Below are 22,495 nucleotides of genomic sequence, written 5' to 3'. Positions count from 1 at the left end.
TCAATTCGTGGCGGAGAGACGGGGATTCGAACCCCGGATAGGTTATTAACCTATACACGCTTTCCAGGCGTGCGACTTAAACCGCTCATCCATCTCTCCGGCGGGGAGCCGAATTATAGCAAACTTCGGGCCTTGCGCCAGACCCATGCGCAAACCGGCCTAAGGATGCCGGATGTAGTCCACCAACGCCCTCGTATAGGCATCCGGTTTCCGGTCCACGAGGCTCACCCCGATCGCCACCAGAAACCCCGCCGGCACGCCGAACACGCCCGAACTGATCGGCTCGATCCCGAACCATCTTGCGCCAGCAAAGCCCGTCATCTGAGTGAAGAACGGATACGTCGACACGATGTAGTAGATGCACACCACCAGCCCCGCCACCATACCCGCCACTGCTCCAAGCCGGGTCGTCCGCTTCCAGAACACCCCCAGCACCAGCACAGGAAACAGACTCGAAGCCGCCAGCGAAAACGCCGCGCCCACCAGAAACAGAATATTCCCCGTATTCAGCGACGCCACATACGAGGCGAACAACGCCACCCCCAACAACAAAATCTTTGAGATCGTCACGCGCCGCTGACTCGATGCCGTCGGATCGACCATGTGGTAGTAGACGTCGTGCGATAACGCGTTGGCGATGGTCAGCAGCAAACCGTCCGCAGTCGAGAGCGCCGCGGCCAACGCACCCGCCGCGATCAGCCCGGACATCACATACGGCAGCCCCGCGATCTCGGGCGCGGCGAGCACCACCATATCCGGCTGCATCTGGATCTCGCTCCAGCGCACTATACCGTCGCCGTTCGTGTCAGCAAGACTGATCAGACTCGGCTCGACTTTGCGCCACTGTGTGAGCCACTGCGGTAAATCGGAAAAGTGATGACCCACCAGGTTGGTCAGCATCTCGTACTTGATCAGCACTGCCAGCACAGGCACCGTCAGATAGAACAGCGCGACGAAGAACAGCGTCCAGCCGACCGAGCGTCGTGCGGACGCCACCGAGGTTGTCGTGTTGTAGCGCGTCAGGATATGCGGCAGGCTCGCGGTACCCAGCGAGAGACACAGCAGCAGCGACAGAAAATTGCGCTCGTGTGTTCGCCTGTCTTCTTCGCTCGTCACGGGAAACGGCTCGTGCATCGGCACCGGCGCGGCCGCGCGCATCAGCATCTCATCACGGCGTTGGGTCCAGACGATCTGTGCGGCAGCGGCATCGCGTGGAAATTGTTCGAGCGCCCGCTCGCGTTCCTTGATCTCGCGCAGCGGGCCGTTGTGGCGCCGCAAGTCCGCGACTTCCTGCGTGAGGCGCAGCTTCTCGTCGACGAACGATTGCGGCAAAGTGTCGAGCCGCATCTGCATCAACTCGGCGCGCCGCCGATAATCGTCGCGTACGGTCTGCTCGAGCGGCGCGTCGCGCACCTGCTTCTCCAGGCCCTCGACGCGCTCCATCAAGCGCCCGTAGTTGAATTGCGGCACCCAGCCGAGACCATCCTTATGCGCGATCATCGACACGGGAATCAGAATCGCTGCGATCAGGATGATGTATTGCGCGACCTGGGTCCACGTCACCGCGCGCATGCCGCCCAGAAACGAGCACACCAGAATGCCCGCGAGTCCACAGAAAATGCCGACCGCGAAATCCACGCCGATAAAACGCGTCGCAATCAAGCCGACGCCCTGAATCTGCGCGACCAGATAGACGAACGAGCACAGGATCGCCGCTAATGCAGCGAGTCCCCGCACCGCATTGCTCGAAAAGCGCGTGCCGAGAAAGTCGGGAATCGTGTAGCGCGCGAGCTTGCGTACGTATGGCGCGAGCAGAAACGCGACGAGGCAATAGCCGCCGGTCCAGCCCATCAGATACGCGAGACCGTCATATCCGGTCGCATAGATCGACCCGGCGAGACCGATGAACGATGCGGCGGACAACCAGTCGGCCGCAGTCGCCATGCCGTTGAAGACGGACGGCACGCGCCGCCCCGCTACGTAGTATTCGACGAGGTCGGACGTGCGCGACAGCAACCCGATCACCGCATACACCGCGATCGGCACGAACAGGAACACATAGCCGATCCACACACCGGGGCCAGTGGTCCGCTCGATGCGCCACATCACATAGATGAAAAGCAGGAAGCCGAGCGTATAGAGCGCATATGAGCGGATCAGCCGGTTCGTGAGCTTCATCGGCTCAGCTTCCGCGCGCAGCAGGCGCGGTGGAATCGGCACTGGCACTGGCATCAGCATCTACATCCGCATCGAAAGCGCGTTGCAGACGGCGGTCGGCGCGCTGCATCAGCAGGATATAAACGACAATCAGAGCCACGTAGATCAGAATCGCCCCTTGCGCACCGAAGTAGAACGGCAACCTGAAGCCGTTGAAGCGCACCTGATCCAACGCCGGCGCCACCAGCGGCAAAACGAACGACACCACGAAGCCCAAGGTCATCAACGTCGCGATCAACGCGAGATTGAAGCGCCAGTATTTCTGATGCGCGCGCGCCATCGCTGCCGAAACCGGAGGGGGTTCGGGCGCGGGATTGAGCGTAGCGTGAGAGGTGTGGTGCGGCGCGGCCATGCGCCTATGTATCAAAAAGCCACCGGGCAGGCAATCGGGATTGTCCGCGCGGTGGCTTTAACTGCCTGACCTAAGTGATCGATACCTGGGTCCGGCCAAGGGCATATCGTTCGACACACCCTTGCTAAAAAACCAGGCAAACCTAAGCTCAGAGCGACTCGCCAAGCTGATCGAGAATCGCCGGGTTCTCCAGCGTCGACACGTCCTGGGTAATTTCCTCTCCCTTAGCGAGCGAGCGCAACAGGCGGCGCATGATCTTGCCCGAACGCGTCTTCGGCAGGTTCTCACCGAAGCGGATGTCCTTCGGCTTGGCGATCGGACCGATCTCCTTGGCGACCCAGGCGCGCAGTTCGTTGGCGAGCTTCACCGCTTCTTCGCCTTCAGGACGCGAGCGCTTGAGCACCACGAACGCGCACACGGCTTCGCCGGTGGTCGCATCAGGACGACCCACCACGGCCGCTTCAGCTACGATCGGGTTCGAAACCAGCGCCGACTCGATCTCCATCGTGCCGAGGCGGTGGCCGGACACATTGAGCACATCGTCGATGCGGCCCATGATCGTGAAGTAGCCGGTTTCCTTGTCGCGCACCGCGCCGTCGCCGGCGAGATACAGCGTGCCGCCGAGTTCTTCGGGGAAGTAACTCTTCTTGTAGCGGTCCGGATCGCCCCACACGTTGCGCAGCATCGACGGCCATGGACGCTTCACCACCAGAATGCCGCCCTGCCCGTTCGGCACGTCCTGACCGGTTTCATCGACCACGGCCGCCATGATGCCCGGCAGCGGCAGCGTGCACGAACCCGGCACCAATGGCGTGGCGCCCGGCAGCGGCGTGATCATGTGGCCGCCGGTTTCGGTTTGCCACCACGTATCCACGATCGGGCAGCGGCTGCCGCCGACGTTCTCGTGATACCACACCCACGCTTCCGGATTGATCGGCTCGCCGACCGTGCCGATGATGCGCAGCGTCGACAGGTCGTAGCTCTTCGGATGCACTTTCTCGTCCGCCTCGGCGGCCTTGATCAGCGAGCGGATCGCGGTCGGCGCGGTATAGAACAGCGTGACCTTGTGCTTGGCGATCATGTCCCAGAAGCGGCCGGCGTTCGGATAGGTCGGCACGCCTTCGAACACGACCTGGGTGCCGCCGATCGTCAACGGGCCATACGTGATGTAGCTATGGCCAGTGATCCAGCCGATGTCGGCGGTACACCAGAATACATCCGTGGGCTTCCAGTCGAACGTCCACTTCATGGTCTGCGCGGCCCACAGCAGATAGCCGCCGGTGCTGTGCTGCACGCCCTTCGGCTTGCCGGTGGAACCTGACGTGTAGAGGATGAAAAGCGGATGCTCGGCGCCGACCCACTCGGGCGCGCATTGATCCGATTCAGCCTGCGTGAGTTCGTGCATCCACAGATCGCGGCTTTCGTTCCATGCGATCTTGCCGCCGGTACGCTTGTAGACGATCACGCTCTTCACTGCGTCGCAGCCACCCATGGCGATGGCTTCGTCTGCGATGTTCTTCAGTGGCAATGCTTTGCCGCCGCGCATCTGTTCGTCGGAGGTGACGAGCGCGACGGCGCCCACATCGACCAGCCGCTCATTGAGCGACTTCGACGAAAAGCCGCCGAACACTACCGAATGCGTTGCGCCGATCCGTGCACATGCTTGCATCGCGACAATGCCTTCGATCGACATCGGCATGTAGATCACGACGCGATCGCCCTTCTTCACGCCACGTTTTTTCAGCGCGTTTGCAAAGCGCGACACACGTTGCAGCAGATCCTGATAGGTGACGTTGGTGACAGTGCCGTCGTCGGCTTCGAAGATGATCGCGACGCGCCCGCCGTTGCCGGCTTCGACGTGACGGTCGATGCTGTTATACGAGGCGTTCAGTTGGCCGTCTTCGAACCAGGTGTAGAAAGGCGCTTTCGATTCGTCGAGCACCTTGGTGAAGGGCGTGTTCCAGCTGAGCGTCTCGCGAGCGAGGCGCCCCCAGAAACCTTCGTAATCGCGCTCCGCTTCGGCGGCAAGCGCCCGGTACGCATCCATACCGGAGATCGTTGCACCAGCCGCTGCTTCAGCGGAGGGCGGGAAAACACGGCGTTCCTGAAGAACCGATTCAATCGCAGACATCGACAACCCCTTGGTGAAGATGAAACGTAAAACCTGTGCCGGCGCGCCTATGGCTCGCCATGTCATGATGGCGCCGGCCATTCGTGATCGATAGGCCGCGCGCTGTCTCCAACCCTCGCACAGCGATCGCCGATCGCTGTGCCACGGCCCGTTCGCCTTTCACTTTCACCCATGCCGCGCTGCAACATAAATGAATGGCTGACGTTCCGCTCTCATGCTTAAACATAAACTTTCCAACTTACCGGCCACTTACGCGAGGTGCATCGTGTGGCGGGCGAAAACCCTTACGCGGTTCAGACTAGTCACGCACGGCATGCTACGCGTTACGGTCCGCTCATGCGTGCTGATCGACATACCGATACAACCGATCCATGCCGAAATCGGATACAGGGGAAGCATCACTGGCGCCTCACTGGCACCGGGCCTTCAAGCTGACTCGCACGCGCTCTTACAATGCTAACTGAACTAGCCGTCTGGATTCCAGCTTGAATCGTTACTCCCTGCTTCTCGTTACCTCGCCTGCGTGGTGGCAGGGACCGGGCTGGCGACCCTGAAGGTCAAGCGACGCCGCCGGTGACCTCGTAAGCGCCGCACTGCCCACCGCGGCGCAGCAAATTCAGCCGACGCTGTACAATAGCGCGCCTGACGCGAGCTTTTCCGGCCTCCTCTCGCCGCGTACCGCGCCGTCTGCGCCTCGTTTGCGTGTTTGATCCGCGCGTCTGGTTTGCGCTTCGGGTCAGCGCATTTAGTCCGTGTTCCGTCACCTGCGTTTCATCTGACTCTTGCCTATGTCCGCTTCGCGCCCCGACTCAGCCCGTCAGCGCCGCCCGCTGCGCCCGCTCCCCGCTCTCATCTTCATGAGCCGCTGGCTGCAAGTGCCGCTCTACCTCGGCCTGATCGTCGCGCAAGGCGTGTACGTCGTCCTCTTCCTGAAAGAAGTCTGGCATCTGGTCAGCGCCTCCATGACGCTCGACGAAACCAACATCATGCTGGTGGTACTCGGCCTGATCGACGTGGTGATGATCTCGAACCTGCTGATCATGGTGATCATCGGCGGGTATGAAACCTTCGTGTCGCGCCTCGGTGTGGAGGGTCATCCGGACGAACCGGAATGGCTCGACCACGTGAACGCCGGCGTGCTGAAGGTCAAATTGTCGATGGCGCTGATCAGCATCTCGTCGATCCATCTGCTGAAGACCTTCATCAGCCCCGACCAGAATTCGACGCACACCATCATGTGGCAGGTCATCATCCACGTCGCGTTCCTCCTCTCGGCGGTGGTGATGGCGTTAGTCGACCGCCTCACCACGCATACGCATCCGAAACATTTTCAGGAACCCACGGCGCTGCACGTCGTGAGTTCACACGATTCCACTCCCCTGAAGGCGCACGACTGACCGCACTGCCCTGCGAGTCTGATAACAAGCGCCATTGTCCCCACTGAGCTAGCCATCATGACCGTCATCAAACAGGAAGATCTGATTCAGAGCATTGCTGATTCGCTTCAGTACATCAGCTATTACCACCCGCTCGATTACATCCAGGCCTTGGGCCGCGCTTACGAGCTCGAAGAGAGCCCGGCCGCGAAGGATGCGATCGCGCAGATCCTCACCAACAGCCGCATGTGCGCCGAAGGCAAGCGCCCGATCTGCCAGGACACCGGCATCGTCACGGTGTTCGTGAAGGTCGGCATGGACGTGCGTTGGGACGGTGCGACGATGGGCGTCACCGAGATGATCAACGAAGGCGTGCGCCGCGGTTATCTGAACCCGGACAACGTGCTGCGCGCATCGATCGTGAGCCCGCCGGAAGGCGCGCGCAAGAACACGAAAGACAACACGCCGGCCGTGATCCACTACGAGATCGTGCCGGGCGACAAGGTCGACGTGCAGGTTGCAGCGAAGGGCGGCGGCTCGGAAAACAAGTCGAAGTTCGCGATGCTGAACCCGTCGGACTCGATCGTCGACTGGATTCTGAAGACCGTGCCGACCATGGGCGCAGGCTGGTGCCCGCCGGGCATGCTCGGCATCGGCATCGGCGGCACCGCTGAAAAAGCGATGGTGATGGCGAAGGAATCGTTGATGGATCCGATCGACATTCAGGACGTGATCGCACGCGGCCCGAAAGACTGGATCGAAGAACTGCGCGTCGAACTGCACGAGAAGGTCAACGCGCTCGGCATCGGCGCACAAGGTCTCGGCGGTCTCGCTACCGTGCTCGACGTGAAGATCATGGCTGCACCGACGCACGCAGCGAGCAAGCCGATCGCCATCATCCCGAACTGCGCAGCAACGCGTCACGCACACTTCACGCTGGATGGCTCGGGCGTGGCGAAGCTCGAAGCACCGTCGCTCGACGCATGGCCGAAGGTGCAGTGGGAACCGGACACGGAAAAGAGCCAACGCGTCGACCTGAACACGCTGACGCCGGAGCAGGTCGCCGCATGGACGCCGGGCCAGACGCTGCTGCTGTCGGGCAAGATGTTGACGGGCCGTGACGCGGCACACAAGCGCATCGCCGACATGCTGGCGAAGGGCGAAAAGCTGCCGGTCGACTTCACGAATCGCGTGATCTATTACGTCGGTCCGGTCGATCCGGTGCGCGACGAAGCCGTCGGCCCGGCAGGCCCGACCACCGCCACGCGCATGGACAAGTTCACCGAGACAATGTTGTCGCAGACCGGTCTCATTTCGATGATCGGCAAAGCCGAGCGTGGCCCGGTTGCGATCGAGGCGATCAAGAAGCACAAGGCCGCGTATCTGATGGCTGTGGGCGGCGCCGCTTACCTCGTGTCGAAAGCCATTCGCAGCGCGAAGGTTCTTGCGTTCGAAGACCTCGGCATGGAAGCGATCTACGAGTTCGACGTGCAGGACATGCCGGTGACGGTTGCCGTCGATTCGAACGGCACCTCGGTGCACCAGACTGGCCCGAAGGAATGGCAAGCCAAGATCGGCAAGATTCCGGTCGCAACGGTTTGATCGGCAACAACAGCTGAAAAAGTAGAAGCCGGGGCCTCGAACCCCGGCTTTTTTTATGATGAAATGAGAACGGTACGCATCACGCACAAAACCTTGCAAATCAAGGCAAAAAACTGTGTCTTTGCCTTGGCTTTTTGTCCCTCGGCGTTTATTGTTCTGGGAAATTCAAGTCTCTAATAAGGAAACCCCATGCAAGGCGACAAGAAAGTTATCGAGTATCTGAACTCCCAGCTCAAGAACGAGCTCACCGCCATTAACCAGTACTTTCTGCACGCGCGGATGTACAAGCACTGGGGACTCGAGAAACTCGGCAAGCATGAATACGACGAATCGATCGGCGAAATGAAGCACGCCGACTGGCTGATCGAACGCATTTTCATGCTCGACGGCCTGCCGAACCTGCAAGACCTGCACAAGCTGCTGATCGGCGAAGAAACCAAAGAAATCCTCGAATGCGATCTGAAGCTCGAACAGATTTCGCAAAGCACCTGCAAAGAAGCGATTGCATATTGCGAATCGGTTCGCGATTTCATCTCACGCGAAATCTTCGTGAAGATTCTCGACGACACCGAAGAACACATTGACTGGCTTGAAACGCAACTGGACCTGATCGGCAAGGTCGGCATCCAGAACTACCAGCAAACCGCAATGGGTTCGATCGAGTCCTGATCGGACCAGGTTGGAACAGCCCGCGCGCCGGCTGATGGGCCTGCTCATACGCCATCTCGGCTGGCAGCTTGTTTGCCAGCTCATTTGCCAGGACCGGCGCCGCGCGGGCGATATACTTGCGCACTTCCCCGTTTTCGTGAGTTTTCCGTGACCGCTGTGCCGCGCGTGTCCTCATCGTCTATGACCGCAGAATCGCCGTCCTCAAGTGCCCGGATTGCCGCCTCAGGCGGCGGTTCACGAGCGCCGGTCGGCATATTCGACTCGGGTCTGGGCGGTTTGTCGGTGCTGCGGGCGGTCCGGGCGCAACTGCCCGGCGAAGCGCTCATCTACGTCGCCGACTCGCTCTACGCTCCCTACGGCGAACGCGACGACGACTTCATCCCCGATCGCACCCTCGCAATCGGGCAATGGCTTGCGAGCCAAGGCGCGAAGGCGTTGGTAGTTGCATGCAACACGGCGACTGCGCAGTCGATCGCGCTGGTCCGCGAAAAGCTGGCGATTCCGCTGGTGGGGGTTGAGCCCGGCATCAAACCGGCCGCGCTGCAGTCGAAAACGCGTGTCGCCGGCGTGCTCGCCACACAAGTGACCTTGCGCAGCGCCCGCTTTCAGGGGCTACTGGAGCGCTACGCCGCCGATTGCCGTTTTCTTTGCCAGCCGGGCCACGGGCTCGTACAGGCGGTGGAACGCTGCGACGTAGGCTCCGCCGAACTGCGCGCGCTGCTGCGCAGCTACCTGCAGCCCATGCTTGATGCGGGCGCCGACACTCTGGTGCTCGGCTGCACCCACTACCCGTTTCTCGATGCGGCGATCCGCGACATCGTCGGCGACCGGCTAATGCTGATCGACACGAGCGTGGCCATTGCGCGTCAGCTGGAGCGGGTACTCGATCAGCACGGCTTGCGCGCCGCCGCAGAAAACGCCGGCGCTGTTCTGCCCCGCTTTTATTCGACCGGCAACGGCACCCATCAGCAACAGCTCGCCGCGACCCTGCTGCAAATCGACGCCGCAGTCGACCAGGTCGTGATCCCGTCGCGCCGCACGGCAGCGCCGGATTCCCAAGCCGCATAAAACCCCTCGCCGCCGCGTTTTTGCGCCGCCGCATGGCCTTTTTGCGCACTTTTTAGGCGTTTTCGCCCCTTCTCCTCCGCTTGCCCAAGATCCGGCTCCTTAGGCGAAACCCTTCTAAGAGTCTGGTTTTGTTACAAAAAATCATGCAGGACGCTTGCCAAACGGGCCAATCAAAATGATAATAGTTCGCATTAACGTTAGCTATGACGCCCTGCCATGATTGTCTGTGTCTGCAAGTCTGTTTCTGACCGAAAGATCCGTGCCTCGATCGCGGATGGCGTCGATTCGTTCGACGAGCTCCAGTTCGAACTCGGCGTCGCTTCCTGCTGTGGCAAGTGCGCGGATTCCGTGCGCGGCGTCATGATGGAAAGCGGCGTGTGCGCGAGCCGCTGCGGCTTCGATCCCCACTCGCAGGCTATCCCGCTGACGTTTTACGAACGCAAGGCCGCCTGAATCACGGCTTGAGGGCGCGGCCCATGCGGCGCGCCCCGAATGTTCAACGCCTCACTGCTTCATGCTCTGATTTTAAGCGCGGTTTCACGCGCTGCTTCACGCGTTATCCCACTGCCGTCAGCAAGCCAGTATCCGTACCAGCCAGCTACCCGCTCACCCGTTAAAAGGAGTTCGAGATGGAATTGCTGATTGGTTTCGTGACTACTTTGTTCATTTCGCTGCTGATCTTTCGAACATGACGATGTCTTGTCTGACGTGCCGCATCGACGGCACGCCGCCACGCTAACATGCAGGCCTCGCATACCATTTCAGCCGGCGCCACGTCGGCTTCGTCCCCCCGAATGAATTCCCGTGCGCTGACCGCGACTGCCGCGGTCGCGGCAATTCACATCGCGTTGCTTGCAGTGATCCTGACGCTGCGTCATGAACCGCTGCAACCCGTGATCGAAGCGAAGGTGATGACCGCGCAATTGCTGGCGCCGGCGCCGGTCGCCGCGCCGGTCGCGCTGCAATCGATCGCCCCGCCGCCGCCCAAGCCGACACCGGTTCACACCAAGCCGAAGGTCCAGCCCAAACCGACTCCTACGCCGACACCCACGCCGTTGCCGGTCGCCGCGGCTCCGTCGCCGACACCTGTCGCCGCGCCCGAGCCGACGCCCGCGGCTGCCGAACCGGCGGCGCCTGCCGCTCAGGCCGCGCCGGCGATCGGCCGTCCGACCATGGACATCACCGCGCCGAAAAACGTCTCGCACATCGAGTGCAGCATGATCACGCCGGACTACCCCGCGCTGTCGAAGCGCCGCGGCGAAACCGGTACGGCCTATGTGACATTCGTCATCGGACCGACAGGAAAGGTTGAAAGCATCTCGCTCAAAAAGAGCAGCGGCTTCAGCCGCCTGGACGACGCCGCCATCGCCGCCGCGCATGCGAGCTCGTGCAAGCCCTATCTCGAGAACGGCCAGGCCATTCGGGCCACGGCCACCCAGCCTTACAACTTCAATCTGAACGATTGAGGCAGATTTTAAAAACAAGGAATTGCAATGCAAAACTACGGATTGGCGCACGTGTGGGCGCAAGGGGATTTCGTGACGCGCGGTATCGCGCTCGCGCTGTTGATCATGTCGGTTATGTCGTGGAGCGTGATCGTCATCAAAGGCTGGAATGTGATGCGCCTGAAGCGTCTCACGAAGAATGCCGAGCAGCAGTTCTGGCATTCGGACGATCTCGCCGACGGCGTGAAGAAACTCGGCGCCGGAGCGTCGACGCCGCAAGACAATCCGTTCCTGGCACTCGCGTTGTCCGGTCAGGAAGCCGCCGATCACCATCATCAGACGCAGCCGCATCTGCATGATCGCATGGACGTGTCGGACTGGGTGACGCGCTGCCTGAAGGACACGATGGACGAAAGCGTCGCGCGCATGCAAAGCGGTCTGGCGATTCTCGCCTCGATCGGCAGCACGGCGCCGTTCGTCGGCCTGTTCGGCACGGTGTGGGGCATCTATCACGCACTGCTGGCGATCGGCGCGAGCGGCCAGTCGTCGATCGATCAGGTCGCGGGCCCGGTGGGTGAAGCACTGATCATGACCGCGTTCGGCCTGTTCGTCGCGATTCCGGCCGTGCTCGGCTACAACGCATTGACGCGCGCCAACAAGGCGATCGTCGCCAAGCTGAGCCGCTTTGCACACGGTCTGCATGCATTCTTCGTGACGGGCGCCCGTCTGTCGTCATCCAAGCGCGGCGACGGTTTGCGCCTCGCGCGCGCCAACTGATCGACGAGGTACTCCGATGGCAATGAGCCCCTTCGCCGGCGACGATGACGACGGCCTGATGAACGAAATCAACATGACGCCGCTCGTCGACGTGATGTTGGTTCTCCTGATCGTCTTCATGGTGACGATTCCGGTGATTCGTCACGCGGTCAAAATCGATCTGCCGCATGCGAGCAGTCAGAAGGAAGACACCAAGCCCGCGCAAGTCACGGTCTCCGTCGATGCTGATGGCAACGTCTTGTGGGACGACAAGAAAGTCGACGACGCGGCGCTGCGCGCGAAGATCGCAGAGGCTGCGCAAGCGAATCCGCAACCGGAGCTGCATCTGGATGCGGACCGCAAGGTCGCGTACGAGAAAGTGGCGGAAGTGATGTCGGCGGCGCAAGCCGGTGGTCTTACGAAGATCGGCTTCGTCACGCAGCCTAAAGGCAAATAGGCGCAAGTGCTCTGTGCGCAGCAATGCGCCCTTGTTAAGCAGCGCCTGCCGAAGAAACAGAAAAGCCCTTGTTTCAAGGGCTAAAAGTAAAAGGCCTTCATCGTCAGATGAAGGCCTTTTTTGTGCGCACTCGGCGCCTTCGGGCGGCGGGATCATTTACCATCAGAAGATGACTGATAGCTCGAGTCACCGCATGCGACAGCCGTGATCGACACGGACAGCGCGGTCAGCCCTATCAGGCCCACTATCATAGAGGCCATGAGTTTTCGCATAAGAGACTCCTTAGCGAAGGGATTTCACTATAGGCCCGCAAGCGCGCGCATTCAAGCAAACTGCCATTGAAAGTACTCATGACAGGCGGCGCTTAAATGCTAAAAGCGATGTTGGCGTGTCTAATAAGTGCTATGACGCGACTGCGAGAGCGGGCTGCGCTGCGTCTTGCGCCGCCGCGCGCGTCGGGCACTCGCCCGTGATGTGCTTACCTTCGTCCGGATCGAGCATTTCGACCAGATAATCGACGAACGCGCGCACAGCCGGCACCATTCCCTGCCGCGACACGAATACGGCGTACAACTGCGGCGTCGGAAGGGTCCAACCGGGCATCACCGGCGACAATTGCCCCGCGCGCAGCGCGCTGCCGTACATCATCTCCGGCAATGCCGCGATACCCACGCCGGACAGCACGGCTTCCCGAATCGTCATCAGATCGGCGGTGACGAGGCGCGGCTCGTGTTCGTGCGCGTGGCGCGTGCCGTCGGGGGCGATCAGATCGAAGACGTGGCGTCCGTCGCCGGTCGGTACGTCGAGCGTTTCGAAGCGGCTCAAATCGGCAGGCAATAGCGGCGGCGCATTCTGCTGCAACAGGCTCGGCGCGCCGACCAGCATCTGCTGCGTGCGCCACAACGGACGCACGACGATATTGGCGTTTTCCGGCGGAGCGGAACGCACACGCAACGCGATATCGATCGAATCCTCGAACAGATCAACCACACGGTTCGTCACGCGCATGACCACGCGCACTTCCGGGTAGCGATGCATGAATTCCGGCAGGATCTGCGACAGGATGGTCTGCGAAATCGTCACCGGCACGCTCACGCGCACCGTGCCACGCGGCGACGAACGCAGTTGCTGCACAACATTGACCGCCGCCTGGGCCTCGCTCAGCATCGCCTGACAGTGCTGATAGAAAAGCTGGCCGGCTTCAGTGAGCGCCAGCTTGCGGGTGGAACGCTGCAATAAACGTACGCCTAGCGACGCTTCCAGCTCGGTAAGCCGGCGCGATAGGCGCGACTTGGAAATGCCCAGCACGCGCTCGGCGGCGGAAAAACCGCCATGTTCGACGACCTGCGAAAAATACATCAGGTCATTCAGATTGTGTGAATCGATCTTCATCTCATCGTTCCAGTAATAGAACAATCCATTGCGTGAGGGTGGCTGGCACCTAGGAAAACGGTCCCTATAATAGCTCTATGTTTCAAAAATAACGCTATTCCCCATTTTTAAAGGTGACTTTTGATGAGCACGACACGCACGATCGAACGCACGTTTCCCGCCGTTCGCACGACGGAAGGCGGCGGCTTTATCGTCCACCGTCCGTTTCCCACCCGTTTGCTGATGGATTTCGATCCGTTCCTGCTGCTCGATGAAATGGGGCCGATCGACTACGCGCCGGGCGAGGCCAAAGGCGCGCCGGATCATCCGCATCGCGGCTTCGAAACGGTCACGTACGCGCTTGAGGGCCAGTTCGGTCACAAGGATTCGGCGGGCCATTCGGGCACGCTGCGTGCCGGCGACGTGCAATGGATGACAGCGGGCGCAGGCGTCGTGCACAGTGAGATGCCGGACCCGTCGTTCATGCGCACGGGTGGGCGCGTGCATGGCGTGCAGTTGTGGGTGAATCTGCCGCGCCGCGACAAGATGATCGCACCGCGCTATCAGGAGATACCGTCGGCCAGCATTCCGGTTGCGACGTCCGCGGACGGCAAGGTCCGCGTCAAGGTAATCGCGGGCGAAGCGCTCGGCGTGAGGGCCGCGATCGAAACGCGCACGCCGATTCTGTACCAGCATTTCTCGCTGCAACCGGGCGCGACGATCCAGCAACCGGTGCCGGCCGACTATCGCGTGTTTGCTTACAGCCTGTCCGGCAAGGGCTTCTACGGCGAAGGCGAGGCGCGCCAGGAAATCGACGCACAGAAGATGGTGGTGTTTGGGAACGACGGCGACTCGATCACGCTGACGGCCGGCGCCGAGCCGCTCGAAGTGTTGCTGCTCGGTGGCGTGCCGCTGAAAGAACCGGTGGTGCGCTACGGTCCGTTCGTGATGAACACGGAAGACGAAATCCGTCAGGCCGTGACCGATTACCAGGCCGGGCGCATGGGCGCAATCACCCACTGATCTGCCACGTCGGCACGCGCCGCCGCTCACGATTGCGGTGGCGCGGCGCTCACCAGCCCGTCCGCGCCGCCGCTGCGCATGGGCGCGAAGGCCGGTGAATTCGTTCACAATAGCAATTCATGCCGCGCACCACACCGTCCAGGCGTGACGGCTCGTGGCACGCGGCGATTTCCGTCCCTGTTCAGGAGCGCGCATGGCAGAGTCCACCGTCACCGCCCACATCGGTTCGACGAATTTCCAGGTCCTTTTCGACGACGGCAAGCACACGTGGCTCGCCGACGAACCCGAGTCGCTTGGCGGCGGCGATCGCGGGCCGACGCCCGTCGCGCTGTTGCTGTCCAGCCTCGGCGCCTGTACGTCGATCACGCTGAAGATGTACGCTCAGCGCAAGGGCTGGCCGCTCGCCGACGTGCGCGTGGCGCTGTCGCTTGAAACCGGCGAGGCGGGCTCGACCATCGACCGCAAGATCATGCTGGAAGGCGATCTGTCCGACGAGCAGCGGGAACGGCTCTTGCAAATTGCCAATGCGTGCCCGGTTCACAAGATCCTCACGCATTCGATCACGATTCGCTCGGGTCTTGCCGTCGTCTGAAGCCATGCGCGCCTCGCGCCGGCACATTGGCGCGATAGCTCGCTGAGCGCGACAATGTGTGATTGGCTCAACCGGGCTGAACGTTATGCAACGCTTTCATAGGAAGCCGCCGTTTTGAATTTCGAACACCTTATCCAGATCAACGATCCGTTGAATCCGTTTGTTGACTCGATGACCCGCGAGCAGTTGTGGGAGGGTCTCGTGCTGCGCGCCGAACAGCCGCAACTGTTCGTAATCGGACTCGACAGTTGCACCATCCTTTCGCGTGAAGGCGACACGCTCGAACGGGAACTGCACTATGGCAAGGCCACCGTGCGCGACCGTGTCACGCTGCAGGATCGCCAAAGCGTGCGCTACGACATTCTGCCGACCGCGGACTATGTCGGCGGCTCGCTGACAATGACGATCGAGCAGCCTGACGAACTGCAGTTGTTCCTGCGCTTCGAATACACGACCACCCTGCCCGTGTCCGACGACCAGGACGCCGTGCAGACGCAGGAAATCGTGAAGTCGGCGTATCGCGAGAACGATATCGACACCGTGCGGTTGATCCGCCAGTACGTGCAGACCAAACAGGAACCCGGTTCATTGCATTGATGCGTGTGCGGGCGACTCCGCCCGCACCGTTCAACTATCGAAAGTCGAATCCGATGAATTTCTCTTCCTTGTAAATGGGAATAGTTATCATTTAGAATTAATCCATCGAATCGACCAACAGCAAAAACGAATGACCGATCTCAACCGCTCTTCCACACTCAGCCTGCGCCGCCCGGCGGCCGCGCTGACCAGCCGTCCGAAAGCATCGACGGCGACGGCAACCGCAGCGAAGTCCGCAGCGGATCAAGCCAGCGGTACGAGCGAGAAGTCGGATCGGATTGTGCGCAGCGACGCGCTGCTGCAAGGACATAGCCACGTCAGCATCCTGCATAACGGCGAGACCTATCAGCTGCGTGCAACGCGCTTAGGCAAGCTGATCCTGACGAAGTAACAGGCAACAACGAATAGCAGTACGTACCGGGTATTGTGGGGACCACCTCCTCGAGAGGTGTTAGGCATTAGCCAGCCACGACGGCTTGCACGTGAGAACTAGACCCCTTCGTGCAGACACCAAGCCAGTCGTCGCAGCCAGCCAGGCCGCTTTTTTGGTTCTCACCCAATGCGGACACACGAAACGACGTGTGTCGCACATGCAGAAAATGAAAAAGCCGCGGGATGCTGTCATCTCCACGGCTTTTGTTTTACAGGGCGCCGATCCGGTCCCGGCTGCGCATTGAAGCGTTAAGACTTACTTCGAGGCCCAGCCCCAGAACATCAGCCACCATGCGCTGTCGACCACCGCCAGCGCCGCGGCGAACCACACCATCGCGAGGCTGCGTTGAACGAAGCGCTCGCTATAGCGACGTGTGACGAGCCAGGCGAGCCACGCGCTCCACAGGTTGGCGATCGCCAGAATCGCGATACGCATGTCCGACGCCCACCACAACGACAGATGCTCCGCACGCAGCAGCGACAGCGTGGTCGCCGACAAGCCGAGGAACACACCTGCGCCGGCAATCGGAATCAGGCCTTGCGTCAAATGATGCAGACGCACGAAGCTGAAGCGCCCCAGCATGCGCGTCGCGCCCATCAGCAGCACCAGCAGCACCGTGCCGTACACCAGCGCTGTGGCGAGGATGTAGCCGATCACCATCGTGCCGTCGAGCCACGAGAACACGTCGTTCTGCTCAGGGTAATGCGTGAACAGGAACCACGGCGCGTTGGTGTCGAGCGGCCACGTGATGTCGTGATCGACGAGCCATGTTGCAAAGAACATCTTCAGGTCGACGAACCAGCGCGAAGCGGTCCAGTGGAATGCGCCGATCGCGATGCCGAGCAGGCCATACAGGATCAACGCGGTGTCCCACGGGTTCGCCTGTTTGTCGCCGAGCTGCACGACTTCCGACGACGGCGCACGCCACGTCAGCGCAATCGCGTCGCGATGCCCGCTGCAACGGCCGCACATATGACAGTCCGACGCGCCCTTCATATTGCGCAGCGGCACCAGCGGCGCGCAATTGATCGGAATCACGCGATGCCCATATTCGCCGTTCTTGTACGAACGGCGCCACGCGTCTTCATCGACTTTGTAGTGGAACGGCGCGAGACGCGCCAGTAGCGAAAAAACCCCGTTGACGGGGCACAGGTACTTGCACCAGACGCGCTTCTCGCGTCCGTACAGCAGGCCGATGATCATCGCCGCGAAGGTCGAGCCGCCGAGCACCAGCAGCACCGCTTTCGGATACTGGTAGACGCTGACCATCTGCCCGTAGATCGTGGTGATGCCGAACGCGACGAACGGCCAGCCGCCCCAGCGCATCCAGCGCGGAATCGCCCAGCCGCGGCCATATTTGCTAGCGAATTCGGCGAGCGCGCCTTCCGGACACAGCACGCCGCACCAGACACGGCCAAGCATCACCATCGACAGCAACACGAACGGCCACCAGATGCCCCAGAACACGAACTGCGCGGCAAGCGTCAGGTTGTTCCACAAATGCGCGGCGTCGCCCGGCAGCGGCATCACCGCCGGCACGAGAATCAGGAACGCGTACACCGCCACCACAACCCACTGAATGCCGCGGATCAAACCGCCGTGACGCTGCATCCACTGCCCGGCCGCGGCAAGGCGGCCCGGGCGGGTCATGATGGTACTCATGCCGCGCGCCCTGCGGCCTGCTGCGCCGGCTTGCGATTCGCGCGACGCACCAGCAGATAGACGACCGCCCAGTACGCGCCGTAGGCGACCAGATTCATCAGCGCCGGGTGGGCGCGATAACCGGTAAGCGTCGCGACTAGCGAGCCGAAGGTACTCGAGTCGTCGAGGATCGCCGACGAGTTCCACATCTGGTCGACGATCGTCGGCAGGATTTCCTTGTCGATCAGCTTGTCAACGCCGGTCTGGAACAGACCTGCGCCAAGGAACAGCAGCATGATTTCAGTGACGCGGAAGAAGAGTCGCCACGAGAAGTACTTGCCGCCCAGTTGCAAGACATAGAAGGTCAGGAATGCGAGACTGAGGCCGATCACTACAGCGAGCATCTGGCTGCCATCCACGTGGCCCGATTGGCCAAAGCCGAGACCGTACAGGAAGATCACCGTTTCACTGCCTTCGCGCGCGATCGCCAATGCGACCAGCAACGCGACGCCCCACCAGTTCGAATCGCGCTGACTCTTTTGCAGCGACTGTTCCATGTCGCGCTTGAGCGACCGGCCGTGCTGCTTCATCCACAGCACCATCTGCACGATCAGCACACACGCGACCAGCACCATGGCGGTCTGGAAATAATCCTGCGCATCACCGGAGAGCACTTCGGTGAAACCGACCAGCGCCGCGCCGAGCGCGAGCGCCGCGATCACACCGGCCGCGACGCCGCCCCAAAGGTACGGCAAACCGCGGCGCGCATCGTCGTCGCCATTTTTCAACCACGCGTACAGGATGCCGACGACCAGCAAGGCCTCAACGCTTTCCCGCCACACGATGAACAGAATCTGACCCATCCAAGCTCTCCCCTCTACCCGTCTACTGCTTTGGCGAACGCGTAACCCGGTTGTCCAAGGCATGCGCTCGCACCCCAAGCCACTACTATTACTTCGCGACGATCACGCCCTGCGCCTGCTGATGGAAATCGTCGAAGAACTTGTACTCGCCCGGCGAGAGCGGTGCGATGACGACGAACGAATCTCCGCCCGGCGCCAACACTTTTTCTTTACGCAATTGCACGCTTTCGAATTCGGCCGCGCCCTTGCCGGTGTTGCGTATCGCGATCTTGATGCGCTGCCCTGCCGGCACTTCGATACGCGCCGGATTGAGCTTGCCGTCGTTCATTTCCAGGTTGAAGGTCGGCAGATCCGCTGCGTGCGCGGCTCCCACCGTCAAAGCGGTCATGGCGAGGATCGCGATCTTTCGGTTAATTCTCATTAGCCTTTCCGGAAAACGCGGCGCCGGGGTTCATGCCTGGCGCCGTCTGCTGCATTCATTCATGCGGTTCGCCCCGCGTTTGGCGCGGCGAACCGTGATGATTCGCGGCGATCCGCGTTGATCAGTAACCGCCCTTCTTGCCGATGCCCGCATACGTGAAGTCGTATTCGAGCGTGATCGGCTTGAACCACGGACCTACGCCGGTTTCCTTGTCGACATGACGGCCGAACGCCATGTGGCCGGTTTGCATCGGCGCTTCGACGACCAGCTTCAGATGGTATTTGCCTGGCCCCTGCAGCTTGACGTTGTCGCCGTAATGCGGGCCGTCGTTGGCGACCATCGCCATCATGTCGCCCTTCTGGGTCTGATTCGAACCGGCTTTGGTCAATTCATAGCGAACTTGCAGATACGGCATCCAGTCGCCTTCGGCGAAACCGGTCGGATTGTTCTTGACCGCGTGGATGTCGGCTTCCAGGTGGACGTCCGAATCCGACGCCTTGCGCATCATGCCTTCGGGTTCCATCGTGATCGGCTGCAGATAGACCGCGCCGATTTCCATGCCGCCCTGAATCTGGTGCTTGCCGATCGGGTATTCCGCTGCCGTTGCGGAAAGCGCCGCTACTGCGGCCACCGCTGCTGCGCCACCGCGCACAAATGAAGAAATCCGCATTGAAACTCCTTGTTTTTATCAGACTGGAATCGAACTCATTGGAACAGTGCGGTGCGCGTGCGTTTTAAGCCGCGGTCCCCACATTCACTGACAGGGGCGACAGACCACAGACAATCGCATTACGAACGTTAATGCGAACCATTCTCAATATTGGTCGAGTTTATCATTGATCGGCAGGGAGAACAAACGAGGACGCTCGCAAAGCCTTACGGCAACAGGGACTTAAGGCAGTGTTAAGAAAAGTGCGGGCGAAGGTGTCGGCGGGGTGTAGTAATGCGAGGGGAGCCAAGGCGCGGCACGTTGCCGCGCCCTGACAGGCAGGAAGATGTTATTCGACGCCGGGCACGTGGTCGCCGACGTTCGCGCCAAATACGCGCTGCCGCAGCAGCGCCAGCTGGTCGCGGGTCTGTGCGGCCTTTTCGAACTCGAGATTCTTGGCGTGCTCCATCATCTGCTTTTCGAGGCGCTTGAGTTCCTTGGCAAGCTGCTTCTCGGACATGTCCTCGAATTTCGCCCGAGTCTGCTGTTCCTTCAGCTCGGCGCGTGCGTCGTCGACGTTGTACACCCCGTCGATGATGTCGCGAATCCGTTTGACCACGCCGCGCGGCGTAATGCCGTGCTCCAGGTTGTAGGCGACCTGCTTGGCGCGCCGCCGCTCGGTTTCGTCGATGGCGCGGCGCATCGAGTCGGTCACCCGGTCCGCATAGAGAATCGCCTTACCGTTCACGTTACGCGCCGCCCGGCCGATGGTCTGGATCAGCGAGCGCTCGGCGCGCAGGAAACCTTCCTTGTCCGCGTCGAGAATCGCAACCAGCGAGACTTCCGGAATATCCAGTCCCTCGCGCAGCAGGTTGATCCCGACCAGCACGTCGAAGGTGCCCAGCCGCAGATCGCGGATGATTTCGACCCGCTCCACCGTATCGATGTCGCTATGCAGGTAGCGCACCTTGACGCCGTGGTCGGCCAGAAACTCGGTGAGCTGCTCGGCCATCCGCTTGGTCAGCACCGTGACCAGTACACGGTCGCCCACTTTGACGCGCTCGTTGATCTCGGCCAGCACATCGTCGACCTGGGTACGCGCTGGGCGCACCTCGATTTCCGGATCGACGAGGCCGGTAGGACGCACCAGTTGCTCGGCCACCTGCCCTGCCGTTTTCTTTTCGTAATCAGCCGGCGTGGCCGACACGAACACCACCTGGCGCATCTTGCGCTCGAACTCGTTGAACTTGAGCGGGCGATTGTCGAGTGCCGACGGCAAGCGAAAACCGTAGTCGACCAGATTCTCTTTACGCGCCCGGTCGCCGTTGTACATGCCGTTCAGCTGCCCGATCAGCACGTGCGACTCGTCGAGCAGCATCAGCGCGTCGGACGGCAGATAGTCGACCAGCGTCGGTGGCGGCTCGCCGGGTGCGGCGCCCGAGAAGTGCCGCGAGTAGTTCTCGATGCCCTTGCAGAAGCCCAACTCCTGCAGCATTTCCAGATCGAAGCGGGTGCGCTGCTCGAGGCGCTGCGCTTCGACGAGCTTGCCGTTGCTATAGAAGAACTCGAGCCGGTCGCGCAGTTCGGTCTTGATCGTTTCGACCGCGCGCACCACGGTGTCGCGCGGCGTCACATAGTGCGACGACGGATAAACGGTGAAGCGCGAAATCTTCTGGCGCACGCGGCCGGTGAGCGGATCAAATAGCTGCAGCGTCTCGACCTCGTCATCGAACAACTCGATGCGCACCGCCATTTCGGCGTGCTCGGCCGGAAAAATATCGATCGTGTCGCCACGCACGCGGAACGAACCGCGCTGGAAGTCAGCTTCATTGCGGTTGTACTGCATCGCGATCAGCCGGGCGATGATGTCGCGCTGGCCGAGCTTGTCGCCGGTACGCAGCGTCAGAATCATCTTGTGATATTCCGACGGGTTGCCGATACCGTAAATCGCCGACACCGTGCCCACGATGATCACGTCGCGCCGCTCCATCAGGCTTTTAGTAGCCGACAGCCGCATCTGCTCGATGTGCTCGTTGATCGACGAATCTTTCTCGATGAACAGGTCGCGCTGCGGCACGTACGCTTCCGGCTGGTAGTAGTCGTAATACGAGACGAAGTACTCGACCGCATTACGCGGAAAAAACTCGCGAAACTCCGAATAAAGCTGCGCGGCGAGCGTCTTGTTTGGCGCGAACACGATCGCTGGCCGGCCGAGCCGCGCGATGGTGTTGGCCATCGTGAAGGTTTTGCCGGAACCGGTCACGCCGAGCAGCGTCTGGAACGACAAACCGTCCTCGATGCCTTCTACGAGCGTGTCGATTGCCGTCGGCTGGTCGCCGGCGGGCGGATACGGCTGGTAAAGCTGGAACGGCGAGCCTTCGAACGTGACGAATTTGGATTCGTCGAGCGTCTCGTCGACTTCAGTCAGATGTTGTTCGGACATGGGGGCGGCACCGGGCCTTGGGCAAAGAACTATTCTAACGGGTTGCGGGAACCCGGGCTGAGCGGGTCTGCGTAGGGATTGCGGGGGCGGAGGGATGCACGCCAGGCGGCCGAAGCAGGGGGGATTTCCTGTCGGCTCGAGGTCGCTGTTCGGCCTTCACCAGCTTCGCCCCAGGCAAATCCGCTATGACGACATGACGCCGGAGTGCCTGTTTTTCAAGCAAATAATTCAGTCCAGCAGGCTTTGTCGCCCGAAAACCGCCCGTGAATTCGCTACAATGGCAAGTTGCGCTCGCCCGTCGATGCCCGCCCGCCGTCTGAATTGTCCGTTGTTGTCCGTCAGACACCGTTGGCCGGGCCGCCCGCGCTTGAAGCCGCCCTCTTTTCACA

General features: G+C 61.2%; 21 protein-coding genes and 1 tRNA gene. 12 read left to right on the top strand and 10 right to left on the bottom strand.

Translation table 11 applies throughout. From position 1 onward, the window contains the following. Positions 1-8: 8 nt before the first annotated feature. From PQQ86_RS05600 to acs, 4 genes are all read right to left on the bottom strand, one after another. Positions 9-99, bottom strand: a tRNA-Ser gene (locus PQQ86_RS05600). 60 nt (positions 100-159) lie between these two features. Then, a complete protein-coding gene (locus PQQ86_RS05595; protein ID WP_408270100.1) occupies positions 160-2,178 on the bottom strand; it encodes a sodium:solute symporter family protein in 2,019 nt (672 codons plus the stop codon). A gap of 4 nt (positions 2,179-2,182) precedes the next feature. Then, entirely contained in the window at positions 2,183-2,569 is a 387-nt protein-coding gene (locus PQQ86_RS05590) for a DUF4212 domain-containing protein (RefSeq protein WP_408265264.1), read from the bottom strand. Positions 2,570-2,717: 148 nt separating this feature from the next. Then, positions 2,718-4,700: an acetate--CoA ligase gene (gene acs / locus PQQ86_RS05585; RefSeq protein ID WP_408265263.1), complete on the bottom strand. Its 1,983-nt coding sequence runs from the start codon at positions 4,698-4,700 to the stop codon at positions 2,718-2,720. A 788-nt stretch (positions 4,701-5,488) separates the two neighbouring features. Here acs and PQQ86_RS05580 point away from each other — a divergent pair. From PQQ86_RS05580 to PQQ86_RS05545, 8 genes are all read left to right on the top strand, one after another. Further along, positions 5,489-6,097 carry a TIGR00645 family protein gene (locus PQQ86_RS05580; RefSeq protein WP_408202509.1) on the top strand — a complete coding sequence of 203 codons (609 nt, stop codon included), beginning with the start codon at positions 5,489-5,491 and terminating at the stop codon, positions 6,095-6,097. A gap of 57 nt (positions 6,098-6,154) precedes the next feature. Further along, entirely contained in the window at positions 6,155-7,678 is a 1,524-nt protein-coding gene (locus PQQ86_RS05575; protein WP_097391933.1) for a fumarate hydratase, read from the top strand. A 189-nt stretch (positions 7,679-7,867) separates the two neighbouring features. Next, entirely contained in the window at positions 7,868-8,347 is a 480-nt protein-coding gene (gene bfr, locus PQQ86_RS05570) for a bacterioferritin (protein WP_408202510.1), read from the top strand. A gap of 180 nt (positions 8,348-8,527) precedes the next feature. Beyond that, complete coding sequence (gene murI / locus PQQ86_RS05565; protein WP_408265262.1) at positions 8,528-9,415, top strand: glutamate racemase; 888 nt, start codon at positions 8,528-8,530, stop codon at positions 9,413-9,415. 216 nt (positions 9,416-9,631) lie between these two features. Next, on the top strand, positions 9,632-9,868 hold the full coding sequence (locus PQQ86_RS05560) for a (2Fe-2S)-binding protein (protein ID WP_408265261.1): 237 nt from the start codon (positions 9,632-9,634) through the stop codon (positions 9,866-9,868). Positions 9,869-10,155: 287 nt separating this feature from the next. Further along, complete coding sequence (locus tag PQQ86_RS05555) at positions 10,156-10,881, top strand: energy transducer TonB (RefSeq protein WP_408265260.1); 726 nt, start codon at positions 10,156-10,158, stop codon at positions 10,879-10,881. A gap of 27 nt (positions 10,882-10,908) precedes the next feature. Then, on the top strand, positions 10,909-11,637 hold the full coding sequence (locus PQQ86_RS05550; RefSeq protein WP_256456267.1) for a MotA/TolQ/ExbB proton channel family protein: 729 nt from the start codon (positions 10,909-10,911) through the stop codon (positions 11,635-11,637). 16 nt (positions 11,638-11,653) lie between these two features. After that, complete coding sequence (locus PQQ86_RS05545) at positions 11,654-12,073, top strand: ExbD/TolR family protein (protein ID WP_054042130.1); 420 nt, start codon at positions 11,654-11,656, stop codon at positions 12,071-12,073. Between the two features lie 402 nt (positions 12,074-12,475). Here the strand turns inward: PQQ86_RS05545 and PQQ86_RS05540 are convergent, their stop codons facing one another. Then, complete coding sequence (locus PQQ86_RS05540) at positions 12,476-13,465, bottom strand: LysR family transcriptional regulator (protein WP_408265259.1); 990 nt, start codon at positions 13,463-13,465, stop codon at positions 12,476-12,478. Positions 13,466-13,588: 123 nt separating this feature from the next. Between PQQ86_RS05540 and PQQ86_RS05535 the strand changes: the two genes are divergently transcribed. From PQQ86_RS05535 to hemP, 4 genes are all read left to right on the top strand, one after another. Continuing rightward, positions 13,589-14,467 (top strand): pirin family protein, encoded by an 879-nt coding sequence (locus PQQ86_RS05535; protein ID WP_408265258.1) that lies wholly within the window; start codon positions 13,589-13,591, stop codon positions 14,465-14,467. 193 nt (positions 14,468-14,660) lie between these two features. Further along, on the top strand, positions 14,661-15,059 hold the full coding sequence (locus PQQ86_RS05530) for an OsmC family protein (protein ID WP_408265257.1): 399 nt from the start codon (positions 14,661-14,663) through the stop codon (positions 15,057-15,059). A gap of 114 nt (positions 15,060-15,173) precedes the next feature. Further along, a complete protein-coding gene (locus tag PQQ86_RS05525) occupies positions 15,174-15,656 on the top strand; it encodes an SRPBCC family protein (RefSeq protein WP_408265256.1) in 483 nt (160 codons plus the stop codon). Between the two features lie 130 nt (positions 15,657-15,786). Further along, positions 15,787-16,047: a hemin uptake protein HemP gene (hemP, locus tag PQQ86_RS05520; RefSeq protein WP_408265255.1), complete on the top strand. Its 261-nt coding sequence runs from the start codon at positions 15,787-15,789 to the stop codon at positions 16,045-16,047. Positions 16,048-16,344: 297 nt separating this feature from the next. Here the strand turns inward: hemP and PQQ86_RS05515 are convergent, their stop codons facing one another. The 5 genes from PQQ86_RS05515 to uvrB all read right to left on the bottom strand — a co-directional run bounded on the left by PQQ86_RS05515 (position 16,345) and on the right by uvrB (position 22,106). After that, positions 16,345-17,751 carry a 4Fe-4S binding protein gene (locus PQQ86_RS05515; RefSeq protein ID WP_408265254.1) on the bottom strand — a complete coding sequence of 469 codons (1,407 nt, stop codon included), beginning with the start codon at positions 17,749-17,751 and terminating at the stop codon, positions 16,345-16,347. After that, positions 17,748-18,593, bottom strand: a complete 846-nt coding sequence (locus PQQ86_RS05510; protein ID WP_408265253.1) for an FTR1 family iron permease — start codon at positions 18,591-18,593, stop codon at positions 17,748-17,750. The genes PQQ86_RS05515 and PQQ86_RS05510 overlap by 4 nt, the downstream gene beginning before the upstream one ends. A gap of 88 nt (positions 18,594-18,681) precedes the next feature. Beyond that, a complete protein-coding gene (locus tag PQQ86_RS05505) occupies positions 18,682-19,014 on the bottom strand; it encodes a cupredoxin domain-containing protein (protein ID WP_154565520.1) in 333 nt (110 codons plus the stop codon). Between the two features lie 121 nt (positions 19,015-19,135). Beyond that, positions 19,136-19,684 (bottom strand): iron transporter, encoded by a 549-nt coding sequence (locus PQQ86_RS05500; RefSeq protein WP_054042141.1) that lies wholly within the window; start codon positions 19,682-19,684, stop codon positions 19,136-19,138. A 328-nt stretch (positions 19,685-20,012) separates the two neighbouring features. Continuing rightward, the gene (gene uvrB / locus PQQ86_RS05495; RefSeq protein WP_408265252.1) at positions 20,013-22,106 is read right to left on the bottom strand and encodes an excinuclease ABC subunit UvrB; all 2,094 of its coding nucleotides are present in this window, start codon (positions 22,104-22,106) and stop codon (positions 20,013-20,015) included. Positions 22,107-22,495 lie beyond the last annotated feature (389 nt).

The organism is Paraburkholderia sediminicola (assembly GCF_046026675.1).
GTDB classification, from domain to species: domain Bacteria; phylum Pseudomonadota; class Gammaproteobacteria; order Burkholderiales; family Burkholderiaceae; genus Paraburkholderia; species Paraburkholderia sediminicola_F.
Note: the sequence above shows the minus strand (reverse complement) of the source record. Positions and strands in the feature narration are given on the sequence as shown.

Bases quoted from the DNA above. Each gene is read 5' to 3' on its own strand.
- uvrB (WP_408265252.1), bottom strand. From the start codon at position 22,106: ATGTCCGAACAACATCTGACTGAAGTCGACGAGACGCTCGACGAATCC.
- PQQ86_RS05550 (WP_256456267.1), top strand. From the start codon at position 10,909: ATGCAAAACTACGGATTGGCGCACGTGTGGGCGCAAGGGGATTTCGTG.
- PQQ86_RS05515 (WP_408265254.1), bottom strand. From the start codon at position 17,751: ATGAGTACCATCATGACCCGCCCGGGCCGCCTTGCCGCGGCCGGGCAG.
- PQQ86_RS05590 (WP_408265264.1), bottom strand. From the start codon at position 2,569: ATGGCCGCGCCGCACCACACCTCTCACGCTACGCTCAATCCCGCGCCC.
- murI (WP_408265262.1), top strand. From the start codon at position 8,528: ATGACCGCAGAATCGCCGTCCTCAAGTGCCCGGATTGCCGCCTCAGGC.
- PQQ86_RS05510 (WP_408265253.1), bottom strand. From the start codon at position 18,593: ATGGGTCAGATTCTGTTCATCGTGTGGCGGGAAAGCGTTGAGGCCTTG.
- PQQ86_RS05505 (WP_154565520.1), bottom strand. From the start codon at position 19,014: ATGAGAATTAACCGAAAGATCGCGATCCTCGCCATGACCGCTTTGACG.
- bfr (WP_408202510.1), top strand. From the start codon at position 7,868: ATGCAAGGCGACAAGAAAGTTATCGAGTATCTGAACTCCCAGCTCAAG.
- PQQ86_RS05540 (WP_408265259.1), bottom strand. From the start codon at position 13,465: ATGAAGATCGATTCACACAATCTGAATGACCTGATGTATTTTTCGCAG.
- PQQ86_RS05545 (WP_054042130.1), top strand. From the start codon at position 11,654: ATGGCAATGAGCCCCTTCGCCGGCGACGATGACGACGGCCTGATGAAC.
- PQQ86_RS05555 (WP_408265260.1), top strand. From the start codon at position 10,156: ATGCAGGCCTCGCATACCATTTCAGCCGGCGCCACGTCGGCTTCGTCC.
- PQQ86_RS05580 (WP_408202509.1), top strand. From the start codon at position 5,489: ATGTCCGCTTCGCGCCCCGACTCAGCCCGTCAGCGCCGCCCGCTGCGC.
- PQQ86_RS05500 (WP_054042141.1), bottom strand. From the start codon at position 19,684: ATGCGGATTTCTTCATTTGTGCGCGGTGGCGCAGCAGCGGTGGCCGCA.
- PQQ86_RS05575 (WP_097391933.1), top strand. From the start codon at position 6,155: ATGACCGTCATCAAACAGGAAGATCTGATTCAGAGCATTGCTGATTCG.
- PQQ86_RS05535 (WP_408265258.1), top strand. From the start codon at position 13,589: ATGAGCACGACACGCACGATCGAACGCACGTTTCCCGCCGTTCGCACG.
- PQQ86_RS05560 (WP_408265261.1), top strand. From the start codon at position 9,632: ATGATTGTCTGTGTCTGCAAGTCTGTTTCTGACCGAAAGATCCGTGCC.
- PQQ86_RS05530 (WP_408265257.1), top strand. From the start codon at position 14,661: ATGGCAGAGTCCACCGTCACCGCCCACATCGGTTCGACGAATTTCCAG.
- PQQ86_RS05595 (WP_408270100.1), bottom strand. From the start codon at position 2,178: ATGAAGCTCACGAACCGGCTGATCCGCTCATATGCGCTCTATACGCTC.
- hemP (WP_408265255.1), top strand. From the start codon at position 15,787: ATGACCGATCTCAACCGCTCTTCCACACTCAGCCTGCGCCGCCCGGCG.
- acs (WP_408265263.1), bottom strand. From the start codon at position 4,700: ATGTCTGCGATTGAATCGGTTCTTCAGGAACGCCGTGTTTTCCCGCCC.